This is a genomic window from Nocardia otitidiscaviarum (genome assembly GCF_007362295.1).
GTDB lineage: Bacteria > Actinomycetota > Actinomycetes > Mycobacteriales > Mycobacteriaceae > Nocardia > Nocardia otitidiscaviarum.
On the sequence record NZ_CP041695.1, the window covers coordinates 5,394,307 to 5,415,469 of the forward strand.

The 21,163-nt window shown below is 68.6% G+C and carries 23 protein-coding genes; 15 read left to right on the forward strand and 8 right to left on the reverse strand.

Annotated features, from left to right (window positions below):
• Positions 1 to 97 precede the first annotated feature (97 nt).
• The 3 genes from FOH10_RS24135 (at position 98) to FOH10_RS24145 (ending at position 4,774) form a co-directional block, all read left to right on the forward strand.
• A complete protein-coding gene (locus FOH10_RS24135) occupies positions 98 to 2,392 on the forward strand; it encodes an esterase-like activity of phytase family protein (RefSeq protein WP_143982445.1) in 2,295 nt (764 codons plus the stop codon).
• Between the two features lie 116 nt (positions 2,393 to 2,508).
• The gene (locus FOH10_RS24140; protein ID WP_051038163.1) at positions 2,509 to 3,150 is read left to right on the forward strand and encodes a TetR/AcrR family transcriptional regulator; all 642 of its coding nucleotides are present in this window, start codon (positions 2,509 to 2,511) and stop codon (positions 3,148 to 3,150) included.
• A gap of 13 nt (positions 3,151 to 3,163) precedes the next feature.
• The gene (locus FOH10_RS24145; RefSeq protein ID WP_143982446.1) at positions 3,164 to 4,774 is read left to right on the forward strand and encodes an MDR family MFS transporter; all 1,611 of its coding nucleotides are present in this window, start codon (positions 3,164 to 3,166) and stop codon (positions 4,772 to 4,774) included.
• On the opposite strand, the gene FOH10_RS24150 is transcribed toward FOH10_RS24145, so the two are convergent.
• Both FOH10_RS24150 and FOH10_RS24155 read right to left on the reverse strand, forming a co-directional pair.
• Entirely contained in the window at positions 4,753 to 5,421 is a 669-nt protein-coding gene (locus FOH10_RS24150; protein ID WP_143982447.1) for a response regulator, read from the reverse strand. The genes FOH10_RS24145 and FOH10_RS24150 overlap by 22 nt on opposite strands.
• Positions 5,418 to 6,986 carry a sensor histidine kinase gene (locus tag FOH10_RS24155; RefSeq protein ID WP_143982448.1) on the reverse strand — a complete coding sequence of 523 codons (1,569 nt, stop codon included), beginning with the start codon at positions 6,984 to 6,986 and terminating at the stop codon, positions 5,418 to 5,420. Before FOH10_RS24155 ends, FOH10_RS24150 begins: the two co-directional genes overlap by 4 nt.
• A 158-nt stretch (positions 6,987 to 7,144) precedes the next feature.
• Between FOH10_RS24155 and FOH10_RS24160 the strand changes: the two genes are divergently transcribed.
• The 4 genes from FOH10_RS24160 to FOH10_RS24175 all read left to right on the forward strand — a co-directional run bounded on the left by FOH10_RS24160 (position 7,145) and on the right by FOH10_RS24175 (position 10,789).
• A complete protein-coding gene (locus FOH10_RS24160) occupies positions 7,145 to 8,149 on the forward strand; it encodes a Bug family tripartite tricarboxylate transporter substrate binding protein (protein ID WP_218007419.1) in 1,005 nt (334 codons plus the stop codon).
• Positions 8,146 to 8,667 (forward strand): tripartite tricarboxylate transporter TctB family protein, encoded by a 522-nt coding sequence (locus FOH10_RS24165; protein WP_029926703.1) that lies wholly within the window; start codon positions 8,146 to 8,148, stop codon positions 8,665 to 8,667. Before FOH10_RS24160 ends, FOH10_RS24165 begins: the two co-directional genes overlap by 4 nt.
• A 1-nt stretch (position 8,668) precedes the next feature.
• Positions 8,669 to 10,174 carry a tripartite tricarboxylate transporter permease gene (locus FOH10_RS24170; protein WP_143982449.1) on the forward strand — a complete coding sequence of 502 codons (1,506 nt, stop codon included), beginning with the start codon at positions 8,669 to 8,671 and terminating at the stop codon, positions 10,172 to 10,174.
• A gap of 96 nt (positions 10,175 to 10,270) precedes the next feature.
• On the forward strand, positions 10,271 to 10,789 hold the full coding sequence (locus FOH10_RS24175; protein WP_143982450.1) for a TrmH family RNA methyltransferase: 519 nt from the start codon (positions 10,271 to 10,273) through the stop codon (positions 10,787 to 10,789).
• On the opposite strand, the gene FOH10_RS24180 is transcribed toward FOH10_RS24175, so the two are convergent.
• A complete protein-coding gene (locus tag FOH10_RS24180; RefSeq protein ID WP_143982451.1) occupies positions 10,765 to 11,118 on the reverse strand; it encodes a hypothetical protein in 354 nt (117 codons plus the stop codon). The genes FOH10_RS24175 and FOH10_RS24180 overlap by 25 nt on opposite strands.
• A gap of 243 nt (positions 11,119 to 11,361) precedes the next feature.
• On the opposite strand from FOH10_RS24180, the gene FOH10_RS24185 reads away from it, so the two are divergent.
• From FOH10_RS24185 to FOH10_RS24195, 3 genes are read left to right on the forward strand one after another with little or no spacing between them, the layout of a single operon-like run.
• Entirely contained in the window at positions 11,362 to 11,754 is a 393-nt protein-coding gene (locus FOH10_RS24185) for a hypothetical protein (RefSeq protein ID WP_244961354.1), read from the forward strand.
• Positions 11,723 to 12,259, forward strand: coding sequence for a DUF6879 family protein (locus tag FOH10_RS24190; RefSeq protein ID WP_143982452.1), 537 nt, complete (start codon positions 11,723 to 11,725; stop codon positions 12,257 to 12,259). Before FOH10_RS24185 ends, FOH10_RS24190 begins: the two co-directional genes overlap by 32 nt.
• The gene (locus tag FOH10_RS24195) at positions 12,256 to 13,095 is read left to right on the forward strand and encodes a helix-turn-helix domain-containing protein (protein ID WP_143982453.1); all 840 of its coding nucleotides are present in this window, start codon (positions 12,256 to 12,258) and stop codon (positions 13,093 to 13,095) included. The genes FOH10_RS24190 and FOH10_RS24195 overlap by 4 nt, the downstream gene beginning before the upstream one ends.
• Here the strand turns inward: FOH10_RS24195 and FOH10_RS24200 are convergent, their stop codons facing one another.
• The 4 genes from FOH10_RS24200 to FOH10_RS24215 all read right to left on the reverse strand — a co-directional run bounded on the left by FOH10_RS24200 (position 13,096) and on the right by FOH10_RS24215 (position 17,138).
• Positions 13,096 to 13,980: a metal ABC transporter permease gene (locus tag FOH10_RS24200; RefSeq protein ID WP_039818949.1), complete on the reverse strand. Its 885-nt coding sequence runs from the start codon at positions 13,978 to 13,980 to the stop codon at positions 13,096 to 13,098.
• 2 nt (positions 13,981 to 13,982) lie between these two features.
• Positions 13,983 to 14,747 (reverse strand): metal ABC transporter ATP-binding protein, encoded by a 765-nt coding sequence (locus FOH10_RS24205; RefSeq protein ID WP_143982454.1) that lies wholly within the window; start codon positions 14,745 to 14,747, stop codon positions 13,983 to 13,985.
• Positions 14,744 to 15,610 carry a metal ABC transporter substrate-binding protein gene (locus FOH10_RS24210; protein WP_143984292.1) on the reverse strand — a complete coding sequence of 289 codons (867 nt, stop codon included), beginning with the start codon at positions 15,608 to 15,610 and terminating at the stop codon, positions 14,744 to 14,746. The genes FOH10_RS24205 and FOH10_RS24210 overlap by 4 nt, the downstream gene beginning before the upstream one ends.
• 145 nt (positions 15,611 to 15,755) lie before the next feature.
• Complete coding sequence (locus FOH10_RS24215; RefSeq protein WP_143982455.1) at positions 15,756 to 17,138, reverse strand: hypothetical protein; 1,383 nt, start codon at positions 17,136 to 17,138, stop codon at positions 15,756 to 15,758.
• Between the two features lie 116 nt (positions 17,139 to 17,254).
• On the opposite strand from FOH10_RS24215, the gene FOH10_RS24220 reads away from it, so the two are divergent.
• The gene (locus FOH10_RS24220) at positions 17,255 to 17,800 is read left to right on the forward strand and encodes a type 1 glutamine amidotransferase domain-containing protein (protein ID WP_143982456.1); all 546 of its coding nucleotides are present in this window, start codon (positions 17,255 to 17,257) and stop codon (positions 17,798 to 17,800) included.
• On the opposite strand, the gene FOH10_RS24225 is transcribed toward FOH10_RS24220, so the two are convergent.
• Positions 17,781 to 18,500, reverse strand: a complete 720-nt coding sequence (locus tag FOH10_RS24225) for a YwaF family protein (RefSeq protein ID WP_221938061.1) — start codon at positions 18,498 to 18,500, stop codon at positions 17,781 to 17,783. The two genes, FOH10_RS24220 and FOH10_RS24225, sit on opposite strands and share 20 nt — an antisense overlap.
• Positions 18,501 to 18,569: 69 nt before the next feature.
• Here FOH10_RS24225 and FOH10_RS24230 point away from each other — a divergent pair, with 69 nt between their 5' ends.
• From FOH10_RS24230 to FOH10_RS24245, 4 genes are all read left to right on the forward strand, one after another.
• A complete protein-coding gene (locus FOH10_RS24230; protein WP_039818953.1) occupies positions 18,570 to 19,160 on the forward strand; it encodes a phosphoribosylanthranilate isomerase in 591 nt (196 codons plus the stop codon).
• 115 nt (positions 19,161 to 19,275) lie between these two features.
• Positions 19,276 to 20,181, forward strand: a complete 906-nt coding sequence (locus FOH10_RS24235; protein ID WP_244961355.1) for an RNA polymerase sigma-70 factor — start codon at positions 19,276 to 19,278, stop codon at positions 20,179 to 20,181.
• On the forward strand, positions 20,162 to 20,638 hold the full coding sequence (locus FOH10_RS24240; RefSeq protein WP_143982458.1) for an SRPBCC family protein: 477 nt from the start codon (positions 20,162 to 20,164) through the stop codon (positions 20,636 to 20,638). Before FOH10_RS24235 ends, FOH10_RS24240 begins: the two co-directional genes overlap by 20 nt.
• A 10-nt stretch (positions 20,639 to 20,648) precedes the next feature.
• Entirely contained in the window at positions 20,649 to 21,158 is a 510-nt protein-coding gene (locus FOH10_RS24245) for a nitroreductase family protein (protein ID WP_143982459.1), read from the forward strand.
• Positions 21,159 to 21,163: the final 5 nt, after the last annotated feature.

A 21,163-nucleotide genomic window follows, 5' to 3' on the forward strand; every position in this document is an offset into this window, starting at 1 on the left:
TTCCATCGCTACCTGATGGCTACCCGTCTCCGCCACGATCACCGGGTTCCCCCGTCTGAGGGGAGAAGATCGTTGCGAGGAGTACGGTGTGGCCGGGATGAGACGTTGGCGACTGGGTGCGGCGGTCGCCGCGGTGGCGGTGCTCGCCACCGCGTGCGGATCCGACGACCGGCAGGCGGGCCCGGCGGCCGCGCCGGGCTGGGAGCGCGACGCCGCGAACAGCTACCACCGGCTGGCCACCTATCCGATCGTCGAGAACCGCCCGGACGGGGCGGCGGCCGACGCGGAAACCTCCGCCGAGATCTCCGCGGTCACCGCCGACGGCAAGACCCTGATCTACACCGACGCGGCCGGTAAGCGCATCGGTTTCGTCGACCTCGGCGATCCGGCCGCTCCCAAGGGCACCGGTTCGGTCTCACTGGAGCAGTTGGGCCACGCCGACGACCAGCCCACCTCGGTGGCGGTCGCCGGTGACTACGTGCTGGTCGTGGTGGACAGCAGCGGCGGCGACTTCACCGCGCCGTCCGGACGCGTGGACGTGGTGCGCATCAGCGACCGCACCAAGGTGCACAGCATCGACCTGGGCGGGCAACCGGATTCGATCGCGGTCAGCACGGACGGCACCCGTGCCGCCATCGCCATGGAGAATCAGCGCGACGAGGAGTTCACGCCGCCGGGCGGCGAGAAGGGTGATCTGCCGCAGCCGCCGACCGGCTTCGTGCAGCTGCTGAACCTGACCGGCGCGCCGCAGCAGTGGGCGGCCACCCCGGTGCGCATCGACGAATCCGCCGCCCGCGCGGCGGGTTTGGCCGCGCCCGAGGATCTCGAGCCGGAGTACGTGAGCTTCAACGCGCGCGGCGAGGTGGCCGTCACCCTCCAGGAGAACAACGGCATCGCGATCATCGACGCCGCCGCCGGAACCGTGCGGAAGGTGTTCTCCGCCGGGCAGGTGTCGGCCGATGGCATCGACACCGAGAAGGACGGCCGGATCGATCCGAGCGGATCGCTGAAAGACGTCCCGCGCGAACCGGATTCGATCGCCTGGATCGGCGACGACCACGTGGTGACCGCCAACGAGGGCGACTGGAAGGGCGGCTCGCGCGGCTGGACCGTCTTCGACGCCGCCTCCGGCGCGGTGGTCTGGGACGCCGGTAACTCGTTCGAGCAGTTGGCGATGCGCGTCGGCCTCCACAACGACGATCGCGCCGGAAAGAAGGGCACCGAACCCGAGGGGATCGCGGTCACCGAACTGAACGGCGTCCCGGTGGCGCTGATCGGTTCGGAGCGCGGCAACTTCGTCGCGGTATACGACGTCTCGAATCCGGCCGAGCCGGTGTTCCGGCAGGTGCTGGCGACCGGTGTCGGTCCCGAGGGCATCGTCCCGATTCCGAACCGGAATCTGCTGGCGGTCTCCTCCGAGGTGGACGACGCGAAGGCCGGGGTGCGCGGCACCGTCAGCTTGTTCGGCTACGGCTCCGACTACGCCGACGGCGGCACGCCCGAGTTCCCGTCGATCGTCTCGGCCGATGCCGACGGCACGCCGATCGGCTGGGGTGCGCTCGGCGCGCTGAGCCCCGACCCGGCCGCCGCCGACCGGCTGTTCACCGCCACCGACAACGCCTACGGCCCGGCCCGCATCCTCGGCCTGGACGTCTCGGTGACTCCGGCCGTGATCGACACCGACATCGCCGTCACCGACAACGGCACACCGGCGGAACTGGATATCGAGGGACTGGCGGCCCGCGCCGACGGCGGCTTCTACCTGGCCGTCGAGGGCGAGGACGGCCCCGGCAACCAGGTGCTGCGGGTGGCGGCCGACGGTGCGATCGAGCAGCGGATCCAGCTGCCCGCCGAGATCGCGGCCGGACTCGGCAAGCAGGGCCTGGAGGGCATCGCGGTGCAGGGTTCCGGCGCGGACGAGACCGTGTGGGTGGTGCTGCAGCGCGAGCTGAAGTCCGATCCGAAGGGGGTGGCCCGCATCGGCAAGTACCGGCCCGAAACCGGCGAATGGCAGTGGTACGGCTACCGATTGGACGGCACCGACACCAAGGGCGACTGGATCGGCCTGTCCGAGATCGCGGTCGACGGCGATACCCTGCTGCTGCTGGAGCGCGACAAGCTCAGTGGCCCGAACGCGGCACTCAAGGTGGTCACCCGGGTCGCCATCCCGGCCGAGGCAGGCGTGACCGGCACCGCCCAGCCGACCGTGCTGGACAAGACCACCGCCCACGACCTGCTCCCCGACCTGCGCGCCGGCAACGGCTGGGTGCAGGAGAAGGTCGAGGGGATGGCCGTCGCGGGCAACGGCGAACTCTACGTCGTCACCGACAACGACGGCCTGGACGACGCCACCGGCGAAACCGTGCTGCTGCGCCTGGGCACGCCGAGCTGATCTTGGAACCGAAGGGACGGCGGCGGACCAGGTGGTCCGCCGCCGTCCCTTCGCCGTTCTCCAGCGATAGAATTTGCAGTTTCTGAATTTTTGCAGTTTCTGCTAAATTTCCGAGTATGGCGGAAGCGAGGCGCGAGGAGCCCGAACTCGGACTGCGTGAGCGCAAGAAGCGACAGACCCGACTCGATCTGTGCATGGCGGCACGACGGCTGGCCGCCGAACACGGTTTGGACGCGACGACGACCGACGAGATCGCCAAGGCGGTGGGCGTCTCACCGCGCACCTTCTTCAACTACTACGAGACCAAGCTGGACGCCGTGGTCGGACCGGTCGGCGAGATTGGAACACCCGAGGCGCGATTGGAATTCGCGGCCGGGGGGCCGACCGGCGTGCTGATCGACGATGTGATCCGGCTCTACGTCTCCGGCTACGAACCGGAAGACGAAGTGCGTGAGAGCATCGCACTGGTCGCATCGATCATCGAGACCGAGCCTCGGGTGCTGGCCGGATTCATCGCTGCCGGAGCCCAACACGAGGACGCCCTGCGGGAACTACTGTCCGCCCGCCTCGGTGACACCGTCTCAGCCGAATTCGCCGGTCTCACAGCTGGACTCATGTCCACACTGGCCACCCGGGCCGCGACGTCCCTGCGCGAGAACCCATCCCGGTCACTGGCCGACGCGGTGCGAGCGCAATGCGCCATGGCGATCGAACTCTTCAGCGGATCTCAGAGCGTCCGCAAGCCCGACAACAGATGAAGGAGACGCGCCGATGACCACGGCTGCCGCATCACCACCCACCCCGATCGTCCTGACCCAGAAGCGGATTTGGCTCATCTTCTCCGCGCTCATCGCGGGCATGTTCCTGGCCAGCCTCGATCAGACCATCGTGGGCACCGCCATGCCGACCATTGTCGGCGAGCTCGGCGGCGTCTCCGAAATGGCCTGGACCGCAACCTCGTATCTGCTGGCCACCACCATCGTCATGCCGATCTACGGTAAGTTCGGCGACCTGTTCGGCAGGCGGTGGCTGTTCCTGTTCGCCATCGGCGTCTTCACCGCCGCCTCGATCGGCGCGGCGCTGGCGACCGGCTTCTGGGAGTTCATCGCCTTCCGCGGACTCCAGGGCGTCGGCGGCGGCGGTCTGATGATCCTGGCGCAGGCCATCATCGCCGACGTGGTGCCCGCCAAGGATCGCGGCAAGTACATGGCCCCGATGGGAGCGGTCTTCGGCATCACCTCGGTGGCCGGACCGCTGCTCGGCGGCTTCTTCGCCGACCACATCGGCTGGCGCTGGTGCTTCTGGATCAATGTGCCCGTCGGCCTGGTGGCCATGGCCATCGCGTTCAAATACCTGAGCATTCCCAGCCATCGGCCCAAGTCCAAGCCGGACTATCTCGGCATCGTGCTCATGTCCGCGGCCACCACGCTGATCATTCTGGTCACCGACTGGGGCGGTAAGCGCTACGCGTGGGATTCTTCGGTCATCCTGTCGATGATCGTCGCGCTGGTGCTGGTGATCGCCGCCTTCGTGGCGGTGGAAGCGCGGGCCGAGGAACCGATGTTGCCGCTGTGGCTGTTCCGAAACCGCACCTTCGTTCTCACCTCGACCATCGGTCTGGTGGTCGGTCTGGTGATGTTCGCGGCGCTCGCCTTCATTCCGACCTACCTCCAAATGGCCACGGGCGCTTCCGCTTCGGTCTCGGGGCTACTGCTGATCCCGATGATGGTCGGCTTGCTGGCCACGCTGATCTCGTCCATGGCGGCCATCACCAAGACCGGTCGCTACCGGGTGTATCCGCCGCTGGGCGCGCTGATCATCGGCATCGGCATGGTGTGGCTGACCCAACTGCGCGCGGACACCTCCATGTGGGTGGTGTCGGGCATGCTGTTCGTCATGGGCGCGGGCCTCGGCCTGATCATGCAGATCATCGTGCTGGTGGTGCAGAACGCGGTGTCGCCGGACCAGATCGGCACGGCCACCAGCGCCAACAACTACTTCCGGGAAATGGGCGGCGCGATCGGTGTCGCCGTCTTCGGCTCGATCTTCACCAGCCGCCTCACCGAGGGTTTGACCGATGCCTTCCAGGAGCACGGCCAGCAGGCCGCCGGACTGGACCCCGGCGCCCTGGTGCCGACCGTGGTCAAGCACCTACCGCAGCAGTTGCACGATGCCATCGTCAGCGCCTACGTCGACGCCCTGGTCCCCGGCTTCTGGTACCTGCTCCCCGGCGTGGCCGTAGCCTTCCTGCTCGCGCTGTTCATCCCGCACCTGAAGCTCTCCGACGAGGCGGGCATGGTCGCGCGCGGCGAGGCGGTCCTCGCTGCGGATACGTCGGAGCCGGAATCCCATCCGGCTGCTCAGGATCCGGTCCAGCGGTAGCGGCGTTCCGGGCGGCCGGTGCCGCCGTAGCGGAGTCGGACCTCCGCGCGGCCGGTGCCCACGAAGTACTCCAGGTAGCGCCGGGCGCTGACGCGTGAGAGCGCGGCGGCGTCGGCGCATTCCTGGGCGGAGAGGTCGGTGTCGGCGGCGCGCAGGACGCGGGCGACCAGGTCGGCGGTATGCGCGGTCAGGCCCTTGGGCAGGGCGATGGTGCCGCTCGGGCGGGCGCCGAAGACCTGGTCGATGTCGGCCTGGGCGGCGCGGTCGAGGCCGCTGAGTTTGGTGTGCAGGGCGGCGAAGTGGCGGAGCTGATCGTGCAGCGCGCCGTAGGTGAACGGCTTGATCAGATAGTGCAGGACGCCGCCGCGCACCGCCGCGCGAATGGTGTCCACGTGGTCGGCGGCGCTGACCACGATGACATCCGCCTCGGCGGTCTCCCGGATACCGCGCAGCACCGACAGGCCGTCGATATCGGGCAGATAGATGTCGAGCAGCACCAGATCGGGACGCAGCTCACCGACCATGCGCAGCGCCTCGCCGCCGGTGTGCGCCACCCCGGCGACCTCGAAACCCGCTGTGCGGGAGACGTATCCGCTGTGTACCCGGGCTACCATGAAGTCGTCGTCGACGACCAGCACCCGAATCATCGCGACACCACCGGGGTGAGCGGGAGGGTGGCGGTGAAGACCGCGCCCTCGGCATTGTGCACCGACACCGAGCCACCGCGCCGCACGCAGGTCTGCCGGGTGATGGCCAGTCCGAGCCCCCGGGCGCCGCCGCGCTCGGCGGCCTTGGTGGTGAAGCCGTGCCGGAAGACCTCCTCGGCGATCTCGGGTGCGACACCGGGACCGGAGTCGCGCACCACCACCCGCACCGCCCCGTCCACCCGGCGCAGATCGACCTCGATCCAGCCCGGACCGCGCAGCGCGTCCAGCGCGTTGTCCACCAGATTGCCCAGCACGGTCACCAGATCGGCGGAGAGCGCGTCATCCACCTCGGGCAGCGCGGTGCTGGGCGACAACCGCAGTCCCACACCGTGTTCGGCGGCGGGACTGGCCTTGGCGATGAGCAGCGCCGCCACCGCCACGTCGCCGATCCGCTCGGTCACCTCGGCCTGCCACTGATCGCGTCCCGCGCTCACCACCTCGACATAGCGGCGCACCTCGTCGTATTCGCCGAGTTCGATGAGTCCGGCGATGGTGTGCAGGCGATTGCTGAACTCGTGCGCCTGGGCGCGCAGCATATCGGTGGTATTGCGGTTCTCGGTCAGTTCGTCGCGCAGCCGTATGAGTTCGGTGCGGTCGCGCAGGGTGATCACCGCGCCGAGGGTGCGCTGATCCCAGCGGATCGGGGTGCGGTTCATGATCAGCACCTTGCCGCGGCGCAGTCCGACCAGATCGGTGCCCGCCGCCCGGCCGGTGAAGACGTCCAGAATCCGGTCGTTGAGCCCCAAGGCGTGCACGCTCGCCCCCACCACGTCGCCGAGCGACAGCAGCGCCTTGGCCTGGTCGTTCACCAGGGTGATGCGCTGCTGCTGATCCAGGCCGACCACGCCCTCGTGGATGCCGTGCAGCATGGCCTCGCGATGCTCGACGAGTCCGGTGATCTCGGCGGGCTCCAGGCCGAGCGTCTGCCGCTTGACCCACCACGTCACCGACAGCGAGCCCGCGATCCCGAGCACGCAGGCCAGCCCCAGCAGTCCGAGCAGGCGCGGGAACGATTCGGTGAGGATGGTCAGGAAGCCCGGAAGCTGTTTGCGCGCGGCGACATAGCCGACGAGTTCGTGACTGCCCTGCCCGATCACCGGCACATGCGCCACCACCGCGCCGTCGACATCGCCGACCCAGGCCCGCCCCTCGGTCACCGTCGAATCGGCCAGGGCCAGCGGCTCGCCGATCTCCGCCGGGTCCTGCGAGGTCAGCACCGTGCCGTCGATTCTGGCGATGACGACCACATCGGCACCGGAGGCCACCTGCGCCACGGTGGCGAAGGGCGCCAGCCGCAGATGCTGTTTCGGGTCGGCGAGCAGCACGCGCAGGCTCGGATTGGCGGCGACGTCCTCGGCGATGCCGAGCATGCGCCGCGACTCGGTGGCCCGGAAGGTCTCGCCGACCTGCGCGACCACCACCGCCGCGACCGCGGCGAGCAGGACCACCACGATCGTCAGTTGCAGGGCCAGCAGCCGTCGTGCCAGCGAGCCCTTCTTGCCCACGTGTTCTCGTACCTCCCGGCCTCATCGCCCGTCGCCAGTCTCACCGCCCGACGGTCCCGACCGGACCGTTTTCGCCGCGAACACTATGAACAAAACGAACATTTCTGACGCAAGGCAGACAGCGCGCAGTGGCCCTGCTCACAATTCCACCCTGTTCGATGGTGAGAGATGAGGGATCGACAGTGCGAAAATCCACAATGCTGGCCGGACTGGCGGCCGCTGCCGTCGCGGCCCTGACCCTGACCGCGTGCGGCAGCACCGCGGCCGGAGGCGAGAAGTTGAGCGGCGTCCGGATCATGGTGCCCAACTCCCCCGGCGGCGGCTACGACATCACCGCGCGCACCTCCGCGAAGGCCATGGAAGACGCGGGGATCGCGCGCTCGGTGGAGGTGTTCAACCTGCCCGGCGCGGGCGGCACCGTCGGTCTGGGCCGCCTGGTCGGCGAGGACGGCAACGGCAAACTGGTCATGCAGATGGGCCTGGGTGTGGTCGGCAGCGTCTACACCAACAATTCGCCCTCCACGCTGACCGACACCACGCCGATCGCGAAGCTGATCGAGGAACCCGACATCCTGGTGGTGTCGAAGAATTCCAAGTACACCAGCATCGACCAGCTCGTCGCGGACTGGAAGGCGAATCCGGGCGCGGTGCCGGTGGGCGGCGGCTCCTCCCCCGGCGGTCCGGACCACCTCGCACCCATGCTGGTGGCGAAAGCCGTTGGCATCGAGCCGAAGTCGGTCAACTACATCCCGTTCGACGGTGGCGGTGAACTGCTGGCCTCGGTACTGGGCGACAAGATCGCGTTCGGCGTCTCCGGGGTGGGCGAGTACCTCGACCAGATCCAGGCCGGTGAGTTGCGGGTGCTCGCCGTGACCGGACCCGAGCGCATCGCCGACGTGGACGCGCCCACCCTGAAGGAGGCGGGCATCGACGTCGAGTTCACCAACTGGCGCGGGGTGGTCGCACCGCCGGGCATCAGCGACGCCGACCGCACCGCACTCATCGACGCCTACACCCGCATGCACGATTCGCCGCAGTGGCGCGACGCGCTCGCCGCCAACGGCTGGGACGACGCCTTCGTCACCGGCACCGAGTTCGGCACGTTCATCCAGCGGCAGACCGACCAGGTCGGCTCGGTGCTGAAGGATCTGGGACTGGCATGACCGAGCGACCCGGGCGCACCTCGACGCTGGCCTGGTGGCGTGAACGGTCCGAACTCGGGGTGTCCGCCCTGCTGGCCGGGGCGGGTGCGCTGGTGATCGTGGACGCGCTGACCATGTCGGCCGACTTCACCCAGCGCGGCCCGGTCGGGCCGCGCGCGGTGCCGGTGGTCGTCGGCCTGCTGCTGATCGTGGTCGCGGTGGTGCTCGCCGTGGATGTGCTGCGCGGCGGGCGCGGCCCGGCCGAGGCCGGTGAGGACATCGATCTGTCCACACCCGTGGAGTGGCGGACGGTACTGCTGCTCATCGGGGTGTTCGTCGCCAACATCATGCTCATCGACGTGGTCGGTTTCCCGATTTCGGGCGGGCTGCTGTTCTGGGGTGCGGCCTACGCGCTCGGCAGCCGGCACTACGTGCGCGATCCCGTGATCGCGATAGCGCTGTCGCTGCTCACCTATATCGCATTCGTCCGGCTGCTCGGGGTCATGTTGCCGGGCGGCCCACTGGAGGGGCTGATCTGACGTGGATGTACTCGGGGATCTACTCGCGGGGTTCGGCACGGCGCTGACCCCCACCCATCTACTGCTCGCGGCCGTCGGGGTGCTGCTGGGCACGGCCATCGGCGTGCTGCCCGGCATCGGGCCCGCCATGGCGGTGGCGCTGCTGCTGCCGATCACCTACAGCATCGAGCCGACCGGCGCGTTCATCATGTTCGCCGGTATCTATTACGGCGGCATGTTCGGTGGGTCGACCACCTCCATCCTGCTGAACACACCCGGCGAGACCGCCTCGGTGGTCACCGCCATCGAGGGGCATCCGATGGCGCGCAGCGGGCGCGGCGCACAGGCGTTGGCGACGGCGGCGATCGGCAACTTCGTCGGCGCGTTGTGCGGCACGCTGCTGCTGGTGCTGCTGGCTCCGGCGGTGGCGAAGGTGGCGGTGAATATCGGTGCGCCCGACTACTTCGCGGTCATGTTGCTGGCGTTCATCGCCGTCACCTCGGTGCTCGGCAGTTCGCGGGTACGCGGATTCGCCTCGCTGGGAATCGGTTTGGCGATCGGGCTGATCGGGCTCGACCCGATGACCGGTCAGCAGCGGCTCACCTTCGGCTCCCTGCACCTGGCCGACGGCATCGACGTGATCGTGGTGGCGGTCGGGCTCTTCGCGGTCGGCGAGGCGCTCTGGGTGGCCGCGCATCTGCGCCGACAACCGGCCACGGCCGTACCCGTCGGTCGAGTGCTGTTGAGCAAGAGCGACTTCCAGCGCTCCTGGAAGCCGTGGCTGCGCGGGCCGCTCATCGGCTATCCGTTCGGCGCGGTACCGGCGGGCGGTGCGGAGATCCCGACCTTCCTGTCCTATGCGACCGAGCGAAAGCTGTCCAAGCATCCGGAGGAGTTCGGCAAGGGCGCGATCGAGGGCGTGGCTGGACCGGAATCCACCGCCAGCGCGTCGGCGGCGGGCACGCTGACCACCATGCTCACCCTCGGCCTGCCGACCACGGCGACGGCGGCGGTCATGCTGGCGGCCTTCCAGCAGTACGGGATTCAGCCGGGGCCGCTGCTGTTCCAGCGGGAGTCGGAGTTGGTGTGGACGCTCATCGCCAGCCTGTTCATCGGCACCGTGCTGCTGCTGGCGCTGAATCTGCCGCTGGCACCGCTGTGGGCGAAACTGCTGCTCATCCCGCGCCCGTACCTGTACGCGGGCATCCTGTTCTTCGCCAGCGTCGGCGCGTACGCGGTGAGCGGCGACACCACCGACCTGATCCTGCTGCTGCTGATCGGCATGCTCGGATTCCTGATGCGCCGCTACGGAGTTCCGCTGCTGCCCGCCATTATCGGAGCCATTCTGGGGCCGAACGCCGAACAGCAGATGCGCCGCGCGCTGCAGATCAGCGACGGTGCGCTGAGCGGCCTGGTCAACACCTGGTTCTCGGTCACCGTCTACGCCGTGATCGCCGCCATCCTGGCCTGGCCGCTGGTCGCCCGACTGCTGCGGGCGCGCCGCGGCACCTCGGTTGGCGTATCGTAGAGACACCATTCGATCCCACGACGGCCCCCGATGCGCCGCGAGCATCGTTGCCATGAATTACGTTCTGCCCCCGGGGAAGGCTCTTCCCGCCATCCGATGACGGCCGCCCGGCTGCGCACCCGCCGCGAACTGCGCACCCAACGCCGCCCCCGCGCACACGGCTGCTGGAACCACCTCATCGCCGCCCCGCTGTGGCCGAAACACGGCGTGAACCTCGGCACCCTGCTGCGCACCTGTGACGCCACCGGCGCCTGCCTCGCCGTCCCCCGCTTCCCCTGGGTCCCCGAGGCCCTGGAACGCGGCAACACCCTGCGCCACCGCCAGTGCGTGCACTGGGTATCCGGCCGCGCCGACCGCTGGCTCGACCGCCAACGGACCGGCGGCGCAACCATTCTCGGCGTGGAACTCACCGACGAGTCCATCCGCCTCGCCGACCTACCCGCCGCCCGCCGCCGCACCGTCGTGGTCCTCGGGAACGAGGGCTACGGCATCCCACCGGAAGGTCTCGACCACCTGGACACGGCGGTCGAGATCCCGATGGTCGGCACGGGGGCGAGTCTCAATGTGGCGGTGGCAGGTTCGCTGGTGCTCTACAAACTCGCGGGGCTGTGCTGAGCTGGATCCGGCGGCGCCGCACGCCGGGCATAGGTCTCCTCCGGCCGCACGGTGACCACGTCGAGCCGCTCGACCAGCGATTCCGGCACCCGCCCGCCGTCGAAGTGCTCCGGCCCGGGAACGATCACGGCTTCCGCATCGAGCCTGGTCGCCTGCGCCTTCAAGCGGGCCAGCGGCGGGCGGCCGAACTTCGGGTCGTAGACGATCATGTCCGCGAAGTCGTAGCCGAGTCGTACCGCGAGCCTGCGGATCTCATGCTGATCTCGGAGCCGTGCGGTGCCGGATACGTCGGTCCGGAGATATCCGATCGCCGTCGGTCTGCTACGCATGGGAGCGCTCTGCGAGCTCTGCTGGTACTCCAGGACACCGCCGGGAAATGCGAAAAGTCCTGTCCCTACATCCATTTCAACCGCCCTCACTGGTAACCGACATCAGATGGCCCGAATAGAGCAGAACGAGAAGCGAGCATCTGGATGTCACGCTAGAAACCAGAACATCAGCAGGGCCAGAAGTATGACAAAACTTTCCCGTGTTTGTTGAACTGCTGGCTCTGTGAATCGCGCCGGTGGATCATGGAGGACAGCACGGAAAGCCCGTGCATACAAATGGAAACGGAGCTGACCATGCTCTTGGATTTCCTCGGCAAGGGCGGATCGGGCCTGAACGACTGCCCAACGCTCTTCGCAACCGACCAGGACAGCTACGCGGTCATCGGCTGGGCCACCGACCGGGCGGGAACGGTCGAGATCCCACACCTGCTACTCGGCTTCCTGGAGCCGGACACATTCCTCGGTGCCCGACTGGAGGACACCGGCCGAGGGACATTCCTGGTGTCCGGTCGCCCGATCACGGACCATGAGACGTTAGACCAGCTCACGATGGAGACCTATGAAGCCCCCATCGAGGTTCCGAAGGTGGAAAGGACGTTCTACGGTGCAACTGCTTCGCGGCAACCCGTGGCCTGACCTGTTCGGTCAGTGCCATCGAGAAGCATTCCACCTCGAGGTCAGAGACACCTACGCCGTGCCGGAGGAGTCGGAACCGTTGCGGCGGTTTCTGAATGGAGAGCCGGACGACAACGGATGGTTCGAACAGTGGGCGCAACTCATGCGGGAGACGACCGGGCGGGGTGTACGGGTGACCCGCGTCCGCGTCGTCACCGTCCCGCATGTGGACTACCAGCGGTGGCTTCTCGCGCTCGCGGCGCTGAACACCGCAGCGGGAGAGGATATTCGGTATCTGCCCAGGCACCTGGCCGGGACCGTGCCCACCGACGACTTCTGGCTGTTGGATGACGCCCGGATCGTGTTCAACCTGGTCGATGAGAACGGGCGCGCTGCCGGCGCTGCGGCCAGCACCACTGATCCGCGAATCGCGGAACAGTGTCGACAGACAAAAGAGCGCCTATGGCGGTTGGCGACCCCGTACGCGGATTACGCCTGTGAGCGCTCGGCAGATATCCGGAAGTGAGCAGCGGCGTTCAGGAGGCTCGACAGGCGCTCGGGCAGCGGCTTCGAGAGATCCGCAGAAGGGCTGGACTCTCAGGCCGCCAACTGGCACGCCTGTCCGGCTGGCACGAAACCAAGGTCTCCAAGATCGAATACGGCAGGGTCAAACCCTCCGATGCGGACATCCGCGCCTATTGCGCGCACGCGGGCGCGGTTGATCAACTCGAAGATCTGCTGGCCACCGTCCACAATATCGACGCCGCCTACCTGGAGTACCGGCGTCAACACGCGGCGGGACTGCGGCGGGGGCAGCAGAAGTCGGCCAGACTGGCCGAGCGCTCGAAAATCGTGCGAATCTTCCAGCCCGCAATCATCCCAGGCATCCTTCAGACAGCCGAATACGCCGAGGGCATCCTGCGGCACTCCGTCGAGTTCTACCGGTTGCCAGACGATGTGGACGGCGCAGTCGCCAAACGGATCGAGCGCCAGCACTTCTTGTACCGTGGCGAGCGTCGGTTTCACATCCTCGTCGCCGAGCAGGCGCTGTACACATCGGTAGGCACCGACTCCGTGATGCTCGGACAGCTGGACAGACTGCTGGCGGTAGTCGGGCTGTCACGAGTTCTACTCGGCATCATCCCGGCTCGGTCGGGTCCGCCCATGCAGACGACGAATTTCGTCATGTTCGACGACCGACTGGTGACCGTCGAAGCGATCACGGCCGAGCTGAGCATCACTCAACCGCGCGAGATCGCGCTCTATGGGCGGACGTTCGATACGTTGGCACGTCGGTCCGTCACCGGGGACAAAGCTCGGGCGCTGATACGGAAGGCGATAGCCGCTCGAGGCAATCCTTGATCACACCGGCACCTCGGCGGCCTCCCGGGCTCGGCCGCGGCGGCGGGCCGTGACGGTCCGGGTGATCACGCCGCGGGTGGGCGCGAAGAGGTAGGCCAGGGTGAAGGCGATGCCCTGGACCACGACGACCATGCCGCCGGGGGCGGTGTCGGCGTGGTAGCTGATGTAGAGACCGGCGACCGAGCACACCACCGAGACGGCCGGGGCGATGAGGAGCATGTGGCCGAAGCGGTCGGTGAGCAGATGCGCGGTCGCGCCCGGGATGATGAGCATGGCCACCACGAGGATGACGCCGACCGCTTGCAGGGCGAGGACCGCCGTCAGGGCGAGCAGTCCCAACAGGGCGGCGCCGAGCAGGCGGGGGCGCAGGCCGAGAGCGTGGGCGTGGGTGGGGTCGAAGGCGTAGAGGGTGAAGTCGCGGCGTTTGAGGACCAGGGCGGCCATGACGATGGCGGCGAGGATGGCGATCTGGATCAGTTCCGAGCGGCCGACACCGAGCAGGTTGCCGAAGATGATGTGGTTGAGGTCGGTATTGCTGGGGGTCACCGACACGAGCACCAGGCCGAGGGCGAACAGCGTGGTGAAGACGATGCCGATGGCGGCGTCCTCCTTCACCCGGCTGGTATCGCGCACTACGCCGATCAGGGCGACCGCGAGGAATCCGAAGATCACCGCGCCCACCGCGAACGGCGCGCCGACGATATAGGCCAGCACCACGCCCGGCAGCACCGCGTGCGAGACGGCGTCGCCCATGAGCGACCAGCCGATCAGCACCAGCCAGCAGGACAGCGTCGCGCACACCACGGCGGTGATCACGGTGGTGGCCAGGGCGCGCACCATGAATTCGTAGCGCAGCGGATCGGCGAACAGTTCGGTGAGTGTCATGGTCAACTCGCCTGCGCCAGTGCACCGCCGTCGGTGGTATCCAAACCGAATGCCAGCGCCAGCTTTTCGGGCCGCAGCACCTCGCTCGGATCGCCGTGTGCGAGCACCCGGCGCATGAGCAGCACCGCTTCGTCCGCCAGCGTGGGCAGCGCGTGCAGGTCATGGGTGGACACCAGCACGGTCGCGCCCTCGTCGGCCAGTTCGCGCAGCAGCGCCGAAATGGTGGCCTCGGACCGCTTGTCGACGCCCGCGAACGGTTCGTCCAGCAGCAGAATCGTCGCGCCCTGGGCGATTCCGCGCGCCACGAAGGCGCGCTTGCGCTGTCCGCCGGAGAGCTGACCGATCTGCCGGTCGGCCAACTCGGTGAGTTCCACCCGCTCCAGCGCGTGCGCGACCGCCTCGCGGTCGGCGCGGCGCGGCCGACGGGTGAACCCCATCCGACCGTATCGCCCGGTCATCACCACATCACGCACCGAGAGCGGAAAGTTCCAGTCCACGTCCTCGCTCTGCGGCACATAGCCGAGGGTGCCGGAGCGGCGCGCGCTCACGGGCGCGCCGCCGTTCACGCGCACCGTGCCCCGGTCCGGCGGCACCAGGCCCATGATGGCCTTGAACAGTGTCGACTTGCCGGAGCCGTTCATCCCGATCAGCCCGCACACCCGGCCGGGACGCAGGGTGAGATCGACCCCGTCCAACGCCAGCACTTCACCGTAATGAACTGCGACATCGGATATTTCGATGGCCGGTGTCTCGATCGCGCGAGTCATGATTGGGCTCCCCTCAGCGCGGTGGTGATCGTCCGGACGTCGTGCCGGATGAGGTCCAGGTAGGTCGGGACCGGGCCGTCGGCCTCGGACAGCGAATCCACGTACAGCGTGCCGCCGAAACGCGCACCGCTGGCCTCGACGACGCGCTGCATGGGCGCATCGGAGACGGTCGACTCGCAGAACACCGCCGGAACCCGGTTGGCGCGCACGAATTCGATGGCCGAGGTGATCTGCTGCGGTGTCGCCTGCTGTTCGGCGTTGACCGGCCAGATGTACTTCTCGGTGAGTCCGGCGTCGCGGGCGAGGTAGGAGAACGCGCCTTCACAGGTCACCAGGGCGCGCTCGTTGGTGGGCAGCGCGGCGAGGGTGCCGGTCAACTCGTCGTGCACCTGCTGCAACTGCGCCTGATAGGCCGCGCCATTGGCCCGGAAGTCGGCCGCGTGCTCCGGATCGAGTTCGGAGAACGCGCGAATCATGTTGTCCACGTAGATCTTCACGTTCAGCGGCGACATCCACGCGTGCGGGTTCGGCTTGCCCGCGTAGGCGTCCTCACCGATCGGAATGGGCGTGACTCCCTCGGTGACCACCACGTGTTCGACATCGAGATCCGCGACGAACTGGGCGAACCACGCCTCCAGATTCAATCCGTTGTCGAGGATGAGGTCGGCGGTCGACGCGGTGCGGATATCGCCCGGAGTCGGCTCGTAGCCGTGAATCTCCGCGCCCACCTTGGTGATCGACTCGACGGTGAGATGCTCTCCGGCCACATTGCGGGCGATATCGGCGAGCACGGTGAACGTGGTCAGCACCACCGGCTTCCCGTCCCGGCCGGCGGGGCTGCCGCAGGCGCTCACGGCCACCATGGCGGCGGCGAGCAGCGTCAGGGCGAACGCGCGGAAAAGCGAACGATGCAGCGGGTGGAGCCAAACCTTCACCTGTCGAATCGTAAAGTTCGGCTTACCTAAATTTCAAGTCCAGAGTTCCCAAGAAACAGTAACGACCGGTAGGTCATGCTGGTGGCGGCTCCGGACGGCTCGGCCGGACCACCACCGCACCGGGCAGTGCGGAGGTCGTGACGGCCGTCTCCCGGATCCGGGCCCAGCGGCGACGGATCGCCTCCTTGGTGTTCGGTCGCAGGCGATACACCAGCAGCATGCCGACCGTGCAGCCCGCGGTGATCGCCAGCGCCACCAGTCCGGGCGCGAGCGCGCGCACCGGCTCGGTCGGCCGATACCAGCCCGGCGAATAGGCGACTCGTTCGAAATCCCTGCCCCACAACGCCACCGCCGCCGACGGCACGAACAGCACGGCGATGCACAGCGGCGGCACCGTGGGAAACAGCGGCGTCGCCGCGCCGAGGCAGTAGCCGCCCACGAACGCAACCGCGAGGCCGCCCACGACGGCCGGCACCTCGCCGTGCACCCCGGCGGCGACCGCCAGCACCGAGGCCACGGCCAGCACCGCCGTGAGCGCCGCCGCCACCAGCGGCAGCCCGCGGCGGTATCCGACGTACAGACCCAGTCCGATGGCGGCGACGAACAACGGAACCACCCAGTCGGGACGCGGCACGGTGACCGGCGTGCTCCCGGCCGCGGCGAACGCGACCATGAGCAGCAACAGCAGTCCGTCGCGGCCCGGCAGGAACAGCGCGGCGACGGTGGCCGCCACCACGATGACCAGCACGCCGACGGTCAGCACGGACAGGTCTCGGCCGTCGCGCGCGAACCACTCCGAGGTCAGCAGGATGGTGGGAAAGATGATGCCCGCCGCCAGGATCGACCGCAGTGGCACCACATCGACCAGTCGACGCACCGTCATCGGTTGCCGCCGGTGTTCGAAGGCGCAGACCCCGGCCGCCACGACCAGCACCGTCGACAGCCCCACCGAGGGCGCGTCCAGCAGCAGCCGGTCCACCGGCGAGGGCGATTCGCCGGGGGCGGGCGCGGGCGTGAAATCGCCCAGCAGAATGCCCGCCATGGCGCCGAACAGAAATCCGCTCGCGGTAGCTCTCCGGGGCCAGGCCAGCGTGCCGACGACGCCCATCAGCACCCCGGCCAGGGCCGAGTCGATATAGGTGAGCGTTGCCTCCGCCGCAATCGAGCTACTCCACAGCAATTGATCGATCAGCAGGGCGATACCGGTCAGTGTGATGGTGGCCCACGCGACGGCACTGCGCATCATCAGGGCGAACACCGCCGCGAGAATGGTCACGAAGGCCGCCGCCATGGTGGCCCGCGGCACCTGGAACACGGCCAGGTCGATCGAGGCCACCGACTGCGGAGTCGCATCTTCGAGGGGGTCGATCGGCACCATGACGGTAAGCCCGGCGAGGGCGGCCGTCAGGCACACCGTTCCGGCTTCGAGTCCCGCGCGCAGGCGCCGCACACCCACAACAATGACCCAATCCAGCCGGTTCGGCAATGACCGAGCGACCTGCGGTGTGGCGGTTTGCCATGCCCGCCCCCGGGCATTCGGTGAGCGAGTCCCGCCCGTCGGAAAGGAGTGTCATGAGCGTGAACGCGAAGGTGTTGGTCATCACCTCCAACACCGGTGTCGAACGCGACGAACTGCTCGTCCCCGTGCGCAGGCTGCGCGACAGCGGTGCGCAGGTGGTGCACGCCGCCCCGGAGAAGGAGGCGGTGCGGACCGTCCTGCACGACACCGAACAGGCGATCGCCGTCGATCCGGATGCGAGCCTGGATTCGGTCGCGGTGGAAGACTATGCGGCCCTGGTGATTCCGGGCGGTACCGTGAACGCCGACAAGCTGCGGCTCACCGAGCCCGCGGTCGAGGTGGTGCGTTCGTTCGCCGCGGCGGGCAAGACGATCGCCGCCATCTGCCACGGGCCGTGGCTGCTGGTGGAGGCGGATCTGATTCGCGGGCGATCGCTGACCTCGTACCCGTCCCTGCGCACCGATATCCGGAATGCGGGCGGCGAGTGGACCGATGAGCCGATGGTCCGCTCCGCGAACGGCTGGACCCTGATCACCTCCCGCAACCCCGGCGACCTGGACGATTTCACCGGGGCCATCCTCACCGACCTGGGTGGCTGACCTCGCTCCGCTCCGGCCGCCGCACGGTCCAGGGCCAGGTCATCAGGGCCCACACCGTGAGCAGGATGGCCGCGACGGTGGCCAGGTACCAGGGCCACGGGCCGAGCACGTCGAGCAGTGACGGGGTGCTGGGTTTGGCGTTGACGAAGCCGTAGTTGGCGTCGGTGAGCGTATTGACGGCGTAGGTGACCGCGACCCAGATCAGGGTGGCGGCCACCGCGAACCGGTAGCTGCCCCAGTCGGGACGCATGCCGATTCCCCAGGTCAGGTAGATGGCCGCCCAGACCACGGCCAGGTGGATGACCCAGAAGGCGATGAATTCGGCGGACGGGAAGTCGCGGCTCTCCAGCGCCGGGGAGATGAGCGCCTGGGTGCTCAGCGTGAGACACCAGTAGTAGGTCAGCGCGTAGGCCCACCGGGCGTGCGACCACAGGGCGTACCCGGCGATGAGGGTGGCGAGGTCGGTCAGCCGCAGCGGTATCGAGCGGTCGACGGTGAACGGGATCAGGGCGACGACATAGATCACCCCGTACGACAGCAGTGTGGCCGCGCCGAAAGTCCGGGTGAAAAGTTTTGCCGCACGGTCGTTTCGGTGCGCGCGCCCGATTCGCACGACCGCGACCGCGCCGACCGCGAAGACGGCCAGCACGATCCAGTGCGACAGTCCGTAGGCCGAGAACTCCGACCGCGCCGCCAGCAGGTCCACAGTCGACACTCTACGGAGGACGGGCCGCGTCGGCGGCCGCATCGCGTCGCCTAGGGTTTTCCCATGTTCGTGAAGCTGTGCGGCCTGCGTACCGAGGCCGATGTGACGACCGCCGTCGCCGCCGGTGCCGACGCCGTGGGGTTCGTCTTCACCGCCAGCCCCCGGCAGGTCTCGGTCGAGGTGGTCCGGCGACTGCTGCGCGAGGTGCCGCCGACGGTGCTGTCGGTCGGCGTCGTCCACGGCATCCCCGCGGCGGAGGCGGGTGCGCTGGCGCGGGCGGCCGGGGTGGACGCGCTGCAACTGCACGGCGGGTACCCACGCGCGGCCTTCGACGAACTGTCCGACCTGCGCCTGCTGCGCGCCACCTCGCTCACCGCCGACACCGACGTGCGCACCGGCGCGTACGGCGAGGAATGGCTGCTGCTCGATTCCCCCGTCGCCGGTTCCGGCGAACGCTGGGACCTCACCGCCCTGACCGCCGACCGGCCGACCGGCCAGTGGCTGCTCGCGGGCGGCCTGTCCCCCGACAATGTGGCCGAGGCCGCCGCCGTCGCCCGCCCGTGGGGAGTGGACGTGTCCAGCGGCGTGGAGTCCAGCCGAGGCGTGAAGGACCACGGCCGCATGCGCGAGTTCGTCGCCGCAGCCCGCTCCTGATCTCGGCTCCCCTCCCATCCCCTCCTTGTGACCGAGGGCACAGCACCGGTACGTCACGCTGCCGTGCCGAGCGGTGTCCCTGTGTTCGACTGGGGAACGAAGGGAGGGTGCGATCGTGACGACCGGGGACGAGGAATTCGCCGAACTGCGGCCACTGCTGTTCACCATCGCCTACGAGATACTCGGCAGCGCCGCCGACGCCGAGGACATAGTGCAGGACAGCTATCTGCGCTGGCGGGATGTCGACGCGGCCACGGTGGCGCATCCGCGCCGGTACCTGGTGCAGACGGTGACCCGGCAGTCGCTCAATCATCTGCGTACGGTGCGGCGGCGACGGGAGGACTACATCGGCAGCTGGCTACCCGAGCCCATCCGCACCGGCCCGGATGCCAGCGCCGATACCGTGCTCGCGGAATCGGTGTCGATGGCCATGCTGCTGATCCTGGAGACGCTCGGCCCGACCGAACGCGCCGTCTTCGTGCTCGCCGAGGTCTTCGGGTACAGCCAGGTCGAAATCGCCGATATGGTCGGAAAATCCGATGTCACGGTCCGCCAGATCCTCCATCGGGCCCGGCGGCACGTGCAGGCCCGCCGCCAGCGCTTCCAACTCGACGACACCGCCCCGAAGGTGATCGGGCAGTTTCTGCGTGCCGCCAAGACCGGCGATATCGCGGCGCTGCTGGACCTCATGGCACCGGATGTCGTCCAGATCTCCGACGGCGGCGGCCGCGTGCGCGTCGCGTCGCGTCCGATCGCGGGCGCGGAGCGTGTCGCTGCCTTCTGCTCCGGCCTGGCCCGCAGGCAGATGGCCGCTATGACAGCCGAATTCGGCACCTACAACGCGCTGCCCGCCGTGCTGTTCCACGCGGAGGGCGTCCTCGATTCGATCCTCCTGTTCGAGATCGCCGACGGCCGCGTCACCAGGCTCTACGCGGTCCGCAATCCGGAGAAACTGCGCGCGGCCAGGACCTTGCAACCACTCACTCTCGGGAGGGAAACCCATGGAAACGATCACGGTTGAACGCATCGTCGCAGCACCGCCACACGCGGTCTTCGACTGGATGAGCAATGCGCACAACTACACTCGCGTCGGCTTCGTGCTGCACGAGCATCTCGCCCGGCCCGGCGCGGACGCACCGTACGGGGTCGGCGCGGTGCGAGTGCTGGGCTGGGCGGTCGGCTGGTTCTGGGAGCGCATCACCGCCTACGACCCGCCGCACTCGTTCGAATTCCATGTCTACCGCGCGATTCCGCCCGCCCGTCACGAGGGCGGCAGCGTCACCTTCACCGCGGTGCCGGGCGGCACCCGCGTGGTCTGGTCGACGCAGGTCGAACTCCGCTTCCCGTTACTCGGGGCACTGCTGACCCGACTGATCGCCCGCCCGATCCTCACCTACGTGTTCAAACGGGTACTCGACGAGGCGAACGCCGAGCTGCGGACGGTGCCGTCGGATCGCGGTACGGCCGCCGGTCGCTAGCATCACCGCGATGCGCGAATCCCTGGAACCCCTGCGAGCCCTGCGAGCCGTCCGGCACTACCGGCCCGACCCCGTTCCCCGGGAGTCGGTCGAGCGGATCGTCGAGGCGGCGCGGTGGACGGGGTCGGCGCGGAATCGGCAGCCGTGGCGGTTCGTCGCGGTGACGGATGCGGCGCTGCGGGTGGAGTTGAGTCGGTGTGGGGCCTATGCCGTGCATCTGGCGGCGGCTCCGGTGGTGTTGGTACTGGCGTCGGTGGCGAACGAGTTCTCGGACACGCTGTTCGACATGGGGCGGGTGACGCAGTCGGTCTGTCTGGCCGCGCGGGAGCTGGGGTTGGGGTCGTGTCCGACGACTTTCCATCCGGCGGAGAATGTTTCGCGGGTGGCAGCGCTGCTGGGGCTGCCCGAGGGGTGGCTGCCCCGGCATGCGGTGGCCATGGGGTACCCGGCGGCGGCGCCGTCGCCGTCGGCCGTTCCGACCGGTCGCATGCGCACGGCCGAACTGCTGCGCTGGATGTGAACGCG